7 protein-coding genes are annotated in these 7,103 nt (G+C 31.7%); 6 read left to right on the top strand and 1 reads right to left on the bottom strand.

What is annotated here, in order from left to right:
* Window positions 1–174: 174 nt before the first annotated feature.
* A complete protein-coding gene (locus U9R42_12475) occupies window positions 175–810 on the bottom strand; it encodes a hypothetical protein (protein ID MEA3496833.1) in 636 nt (211 codons plus the stop codon).
* Between the two features lie 290 nt (window positions 811–1,100).
* Between U9R42_12475 and U9R42_12470 the strand changes: the two genes are divergently transcribed.
* The 6 genes from U9R42_12470 to hypB form a co-directional block, all read left to right on the top strand.
* On the top strand, window positions 1,101–2,909 hold the full coding sequence (locus U9R42_12470) for an NAD(P)H-dependent oxidoreductase subunit E (protein MEA3496832.1): 1,809 nt from the start codon (window positions 1,101–1,103) through the stop codon (window positions 2,907–2,909).
* 31 nt (window positions 2,910–2,940) lie between these two features.
* The gene (locus tag U9R42_12465; GenBank protein ID MEA3496831.1) at window positions 2,941–3,636 is read left to right on the top strand and encodes a 2Fe-2S iron-sulfur cluster-binding protein; all 696 of its coding nucleotides are present in this window, start codon (window positions 2,941–2,943) and stop codon (window positions 3,634–3,636) included.
* Window positions 3,637–3,664: 28 nt separating this feature from the next.
* Window positions 3,665–4,213: an NADP oxidoreductase gene (locus U9R42_12460; GenBank protein MEA3496830.1), complete on the top strand. Its 549-nt coding sequence runs from the start codon at window positions 3,665–3,667 to the stop codon at window positions 4,211–4,213.
* A 17-nt stretch (window positions 4,214–4,230) separates the two neighbouring features.
* Window positions 4,231–5,682 (top strand): Ni/Fe hydrogenase subunit alpha, encoded by a 1,452-nt coding sequence (locus U9R42_12455; GenBank protein ID MEA3496829.1) that lies wholly within the window; start codon window positions 4,231–4,233, stop codon window positions 5,680–5,682.
* 2 nt (window positions 5,683–5,684) lie between these two features.
* A complete protein-coding gene (locus tag U9R42_12450; protein ID MEA3496828.1) occupies window positions 5,685–6,185 on the top strand; it encodes a hydrogenase maturation protease in 501 nt (166 codons plus the stop codon).
* 104 nt (window positions 6,186–6,289) lie between these two features.
* Window positions 6,290–7,103 (top strand): hydrogenase nickel incorporation protein HypB (hypB, locus tag U9R42_12445; protein MEA3496827.1); only part of this gene is annotated, 814 nt, incomplete at its 3' end.

The following is a 7,103-nucleotide window of genomic DNA, read 5'->3' as shown; positions in this document are numbered from 1 at the left end:
TGTTTGCCCATATTTAGTGTCTCTAAGAAAACTCTGCAAAATTAGATTCCTATCTTTTTGCGATATTTTTATCTTTCTCAACTCACTGATGCTAAGGCATCGCCTCGTCTCAAAAAATAAAAATCTCATCAAAAATCTTAGAAATCATAAAATTTGATAGTTTTCTTAGAGGCACTATTTAACTAATTCTTTGTTTGAAGAAAATCGTATTACTTCAAGCTCATATCTGTTCTTTAATAAAGTATTTAATTTCACTGCTTTTGCAGGTATTGTCTTTTCAATTTTAAGACGAAATTCTATCCAATCAATTTCTTTTTCGTAATTTAGTTTTTCAATATGATTTTGATAATATTTTTTATTATAAACTGATGCTATTGAAGGGAGGTAATCAAAACCCTCAATTAGTAATCCTTGAGTATCAAGATTGGTAAAACCTAAAGGTCCATGGATTCCAATTGCTCCATTTTCTTTTGCCCAATCTTCAACAGCTTCAAAAAGCTTTGTAGAAACCTCAGTGTCATCAATAAACTCCGGTTGTGAAAAACGCATAAGTTTTTCATCTGTCTTTTTGATGTATTTATGATTCAAAATTCCAGTTATTCTTCCTACACATTTATTATTTTTGAAAGCTAAAAAAAACTTTGCCTCACAAAAATCAAAGGAAGGATTTTTATCTGCCTGTAATACTTTTTCAGCACCTCTTTTTATTGGAGGAACAAAAAACTTATCATCTTTGTAAAGTTCAAATTGGAAATTTACAAACTGTTTTATATCTTTCTTCGTTTTTACTTCCTTTATTACAATACTCATAGAAAAGAATATTTTGAATTGTTCTAATACAAATGTTTTCAGTATTCAAAAATAATAATTTTTTTTTATTTTTTTAAATTATTTTGTACATTTGATGTCTAATGATTTAAGTTAGTATTTTTAAATTTTAGAAATTCAGTTGAATGTGAGTGTTTATTATGCAAGTATTTACGCCCTTATTTAGACTGATTATTATTTTCACTTTTATTTGTTTGGAAATTTCTTTTGGTTTTACATTTGTTAGCTGAATAACAGTGTGAAATTATTAACAGCAAGGTAAAAAATTTATTATGAGTAAAACTATTCAAGATATAATTGATAAATATAATAAGGATAGAAGTAGATTAATGGATATCCTTATTGATATTCAGGAAGAAGATGGATTTATTTCAAATGATGCAATTAATGATATTGCCAAGGGTTTAGATATTTCTTTCGTAGATGTAGAAGAAACAGTTTCGTTTTATCATTTCTTTTCTCAAAAACCTACAGGTAAATACACAATTTATTTAAATAATAGTGTTGTGGCAAATCTGAAAGGAAGGGAATTAATTAAAAAAATTTTTGAAGAAGAAGTTGGTTGTAAGTTCGGAGAAGTTACAAAAGATGGATTAATTGCTTTGTTTGATACTTCATGTATTGGAATGAACGATCAAGAAGTTGCTGCTATTATTAATGGTAATATATTTACCCGCCTTACTACTTTTAGAGTTAAGGAAATTGTAAGAGATATTAAAGCAGGAAAATCAATTGATGAAATGATTACTGAAGGTTATGGAAGTGGAAAAAACAATCATCCTCTTGTTAAATCTATGGTAACTAATGGTATTAGAAGAAGGGGTTTAATATTAGATTACAATTATAAAGCATTTTCTGTACTTACTGACATTCTTCCAAAATCATCTCCAACTGATATAATTTCCGAAATAAAAAAATCTCATATTAGAGGTCGTGGAGGTGCAGGATTTCCAACCGGTATAAAGTGGGAATTTTGTCGTATGGCTGATGCAAAAGATAGATATGTCTTTTGTAATGCTGACGAAGGTGAGCCTGGAACATTTAAAGATAGAGTAATTCTTACGGAGCATCCGGGACTTTTATTTGAAGGAATGGCTATTGCGGCTTATTCAATTGAAGCAAAACATGGTATTTTATATTTGAGATATGAATATAAATATTTACATAAATATCTTGAGTTTGTTCTTAAAAAAATGCGTGAAAATAAGTTTCTAGGTAAAAATATTTCAGGAATTGAAGGATTTGATTTTGACATCAGAATTCAATTTGGCGGTGGTGCTTATGTTTGTGGAGAGGAATCAGCATTATTAGAATCTGCTGAAGGAAAAAGAGGCGAGCCAAGAGACAGACCACCATTTCCTGTTGAAAAAGGATATTTGGAAAAACCAACTGTTATCAATAATGTAGAAACTTTATGTTCCGTTGTAAAGGTATTACAAAAAGGTGCAGATTATTATAGTGCATTAGGAACCAAAAATTCAACAGGGACAAAATTATTAAGTATTTCAGGTGATTGTAATTACCCCGGTGTTTATGAAATAGAATGGGGATTTTCCGTTAGGGATATTCTCGAAATGGTAGGTGCTGATATTGAAAAAACACAAGCTGTTCAGGTTGGGGGTCCTTCAGGGGTATTAGTTGCCCCAATAGAATTCACAAGAACTGTTTGTTATTCCGATCTTTCTACCGGAGGTTCATTTATTATTTTTAATGAATCAAGAAATCTCATAAAAGAATGTGTTATAAACTTTACAGAATTTTTTATTGAAGAATCATGTGGCTCTTGTTCAACATGTCGTATTTTACCTTCTTTAATGAAATCAAAGGTTGAAAAAATTCTAGAGGGAAGAGGTGTTTATCAAGACATAAAAGATCTTGAAGAATGGGGAACTATTCTTAAATCAAGCCGTTGTGGTCTTGGTCAAACAGCAGCAAATCCTATATTATCAAGTATTCAGAATTTCAGACATATTTATGAGCAATTGGTACAAAAAGGTAAGGATTATGATACTGGTTTTGACCTTGAAGCGGCACTTCAGGAATCAAGCAGAGCCGTTGGTAGAGAAGCCAAAATGAATTAAATATTAATTTTGAACGAATTATAAAAATGATATGAATAAATTAGTAAAAATAACAATAGATGGGAAAGAATGTATCGTTGAAAAAGGCATTTACATTGTAGTTGCTGCAAAAAATAACGGAATATTTATTCCAACTCTTTGTAATTTGGAAGGTGTTAAACCCAAAGGTTCCTGCCGTATTTGTACTGTAAAAGTTAATGGAAGACTAATGACTGCTTGTACTACTCCTGTAAATGACGGTATGAAAATAGAAAATAATATTCCTGAATTACATGATTTGAGAAAAGCAATTGTTGAAGCATTATTTGTTGAAGGAAATCATTATTGTCCTGTATGTGAAAAAAGTGGTAACTGTGAATTGCAAGCTTTGGCATACAGATTTAACATGATGGTACCTCGTTTTCCATATCAGTTTGATATTAAAGAAGTAGATGCTTCACATCCGAAAATTATCAAAGATGATAACAGATGTATTTTATGTAAAAGATGTGTTAGGACTATAAAAACTGATGATGGTAAAAGTATTTTTGCAGTAGAAAATAGAAGTAACAAAACAAAAATAAATATAGATTCTGAACTGACAGATAAACTGACAGATAAATTGGCAAAAAAAGCAATGGATGTTTGTCCTGTAGGTTCAATATTATACAGAGAAAAAGGTTATGATGTTCCTATTGGAAAAAGGAAGTATGATTTAAAACCAATAGGAAGTGATATTGAAAATTAAAATGAATATTAATTAGGAGAAAATAATTATGGGAAAACCAGTAGTAGCAACAACATCATTGGCAGGATGTTTCGGTTGTCATATGTCATTATTAGATATTGATGAAAAGATATTAGATTTAATAGAATTAGTAGAGTTCAATAAGTCACCGATTGATGATATTAAACAGTTTACAAAAAAATGTGATATCGGACTAATTGAAGGTGGATGCTGTAATAGTGAAAATGTTCATATTCTTAAAGATTTCAGAAAAAATTGTAAAATTCTTATTTCTTTTGGTGAATGTGCAATTATGGGTGGGTTGCCTGCATTAAGAAATGGAATTTCGGTTAAAGAATGTCTTGAAGAAGCATATTTAAACGGTCCTACAGTTCAGGAAAATAAAGAAAGAATAATGCCTAATGATGAAGAACTACCAATTATACTTGACAAGGTTTATCCTTGCCATGAAGTAGTAAAAATGGATTATTATCTTCCGGGATGTCCACCGAGAGCAGAATTAATTTGGGAAGCAGTTTATGCATTAGTAACCGGTAATGAAATGAAATTACCTTATGAGGTTATTAAATTTGATTAATTATTAAAACAAAGGAAATGACAAGAAAAATAACTATAGAACCTGTAACACGTGTTGAAGGACACGGAAAAGTAACTATTCATCTTGACGATGAAAATAATGTTGAAAGAAGCAGATTACATATTGTTGAGTTTAGAGGATTTGAAAGATTTGTTCAAGGGCGACCTTACTGGGAAGCACCGGTATTAGTTCAAAGATTATGTGGAATTTGCCCTGTTAGCCATCATCTTGCTGCAGCGAAAGCATTGGATGTAATCGTGGGTGCAGGAATGGGAGATGGACTTACTCCTACGGCAGATAAAATGAGAAGACTAATGCATTACGGACAAATATTCCAATCTCATGCTCTTCATTTTTTCCATTTATCTTCACCCGATTTTTTGTTTGGAATAGATGGCGACCCTCTTGTAAGAAATATTATTGGTGTGGCTATGGAACATAAAGACCTTGCAGTGCAGGGCGTTATGATGCGTAAATTCGGACAGGAAATTATTAGAGCTACGGCAGGGAAAAAAATTCACGGTACCGGAGCAATACCGGGTGGAATTAATAAAAACCTGAGTATTGAAGAAAGAGATTTTTTCTTAAAAGGTGCTGACCCTTTGAATGCTGATAAAATGATTGAATGGTCTCAGTCGGCTGTTGATTTCTTTAAAGATTATCATTCAAAGAATGCGGAATTACTTGATAATTTTTCAGCTTTTCCTTCAAATCATCTTAGCCTTGTACGTAAAGACGGTGCTCTTGATTTATATGATGGAGTTATTAGGGCTGTTGATTCGGAAGGTAAAAAGATACTAAATGATGTTGACCCTCAGCTTTATTATGAATATATTGAAGAGGAAGTTAAGTCATGGAGTTATATGAAATTTCCTTATTTAAAAGAATATGGTAAGGAAAAAGGATGGTATAGAGTAGGACCTTTGGCTCGCTTGAATACTGCTGATTTTATACCTTCACCAATAGCTCAAAAAGAATTTGAAATTTATAAAGCATATACAAAAGGTAAACCCAATAACTCATCAATGCACATGCATTGGGCAAGGCTGATAGAAACTCTTCATGCCGCTGAAATGATGAAAGAATTGCTTAATGACCCTGACCTTCAAAAAGATGACCTTGTGATAAAAGGAACAAAAACAAATGAAGGTGTTGGATTGCTTGAAGCACCACGTGGAACTTTATTCCATCATTACAGAATAAATGACAGAGATCAGATTGAAATGGCTAACCTAATTGTTTCTACAACTAACAATAATGAGCCAATGAACTTAGCTGTAAATCTTGCAGCAAAGCAGTTTATGAATGGACAATCTGAGATTTCAGAAGGCATGATGAATGCTGTTGAAGTAGCTATTAGAGCTTACGACCCTTGTTTAAGTTGTGCAACTCATGCACTTGGGCAAATGCCACTCGAAATATCACTTTTTGATAAAAATGAAAATCTAATTGATAAAAAAAGAAAGTAAGCTTGAAAGAAGATTCACAAATATTGATATACGGATATGGTAATCCGGGAAGAACAGATGATGGACTTGGGAATGAGTTTATTAATAGAATTGAAAAGTGGATAAAAGAAAATGAACTCAAAGGAATTGAAGTTGATTCAAATTACCAATTAAATATTGAGGATGCAGATACAATTTCTAAAAATAATTATGTGATTTTTGTTGATGCTTCCGAAGAAGATATTGACGATTACATTCTTACCAAAGTTGAACCTTCGAATGCTTCTGTTGAATTTACTATGCATGCTGTTTCATCTGCTTTTGTTTTGAGTTTGTGTAATAAAATTTACAACAAATATCCTGAAACATACATACTTCATATCAAAGGTTATGAATGGGAATTTAAGGAGGAATTAACTAATAGAGCAGAAGAAAATTTAAACAAAGCATTGGATTTTTTAAAAGAGAGACTTTTAAAACCTGAAATATTAAAAGATTCTACTGTTGTTTTAAATGTACAATAGAACCTCCCTTTAACAATTTTTAAAATTAATTCAGTATGCTTAAGTAGAATAATTATTTTTGCTAAAAATATTGAATCGTAAAAAATCATTAAAAAACAAATATTATGTGCATGACTTGCGGATGTAGCCAAGCAGATGAAGAAATAAAATTTAGAAAACCAGGAGAACCTATTCATGAGCATTCTCACGATCACTCTCATGAACATTCTCACAATCATGACCATCATCATCACGACCATGAACATTCACATGGAAAAAAGGTGGAACTTGAGCAAAACATTCTTCAAAAAAATGACTTGCTTGCCGAAAGAAATAGGGGTTATTTTGAGGCGAAAAATATTTTTGCTTTAAATCTTGTTAGTTCACCTGGTTCAGGCAAAACAAGTCTTTTGGAAAAAACCATAAAAGATTTAAAAAACGATATTGATTTTTTTATTATTGAAGGTGATCAGCAAACATTAAATGATGCAGAAAGGATTAAAGAAGCTGGTGCTCCTGTAATTCAGGTGAATACAGGAAACGGATGTCATCTGGATTCGAATATGGTAAATCAAGCTGTTAAGCAATTGGAAGTTGCAGACAATTCTATCTTAATGATTGAAAATGTTGGTAATCTTGTTTGTCCTTCTTTATTTGACCTTGGAGAAGCGAAACGAGTGGTAGTGATGAGTGTTACCGAAGGTGATGACAAACCACAGAAATATCCTACAATTTTTGAATCATCGGATATTTGTATCATCAACAAAACCGACCTTCTTCCTTATGTTGATTTTGATATTGAAAAAGCAAAAAAATTAGCACTGCAAGTAAATCATCATCTTGAATTTTTTGAGGTTTCTGTTAAAACAGGAGAGGGGATGGATGTTTGGTATAAGTGGTTGGAAGAAGTGAGAAGCCCGCAGTCTTCAGTCGGCAGTC

The organism is Bacteroidota bacterium, assembly GCA_034723125.1.
In the GTDB taxonomy this organism is placed as follows: Bacteria; Bacteroidota; Bacteroidia; order CAILMK01; family JAAYUY01; genus JAYEOP01.
This window is presented reverse-complemented; position numbering and strand designations above follow the sequence as displayed.

What these genes read in the sequence shown, in the direction of transcription:
- U9R42_12455 (MEA3496829.1), top strand. Translation starts at nt 4,231, where the DNA reads ATGACAAGAAAAATAACTATAGAACCTGTAACACGTGTTGAAGGACAC.
- U9R42_12470 (MEA3496832.1), top strand. Translation starts at nt 1,101, where the DNA reads ATGAGTAAAACTATTCAAGATATAATTGATAAATATAATAAGGATAGA.
- U9R42_12475 (MEA3496833.1), bottom strand. Translation starts at nt 810, where the DNA reads ATGAGTATTGTAATAAAGGAAGTAAAAACGAAGAAAGATATAAAACAG.
- U9R42_12465 (MEA3496831.1), top strand. Translation starts at nt 2,941, where the DNA reads ATGAATAAATTAGTAAAAATAACAATAGATGGGAAAGAATGTATCGTT.
- U9R42_12460 (MEA3496830.1), top strand. Translation starts at nt 3,665, where the DNA reads ATGGGAAAACCAGTAGTAGCAACAACATCATTGGCAGGATGTTTCGGT.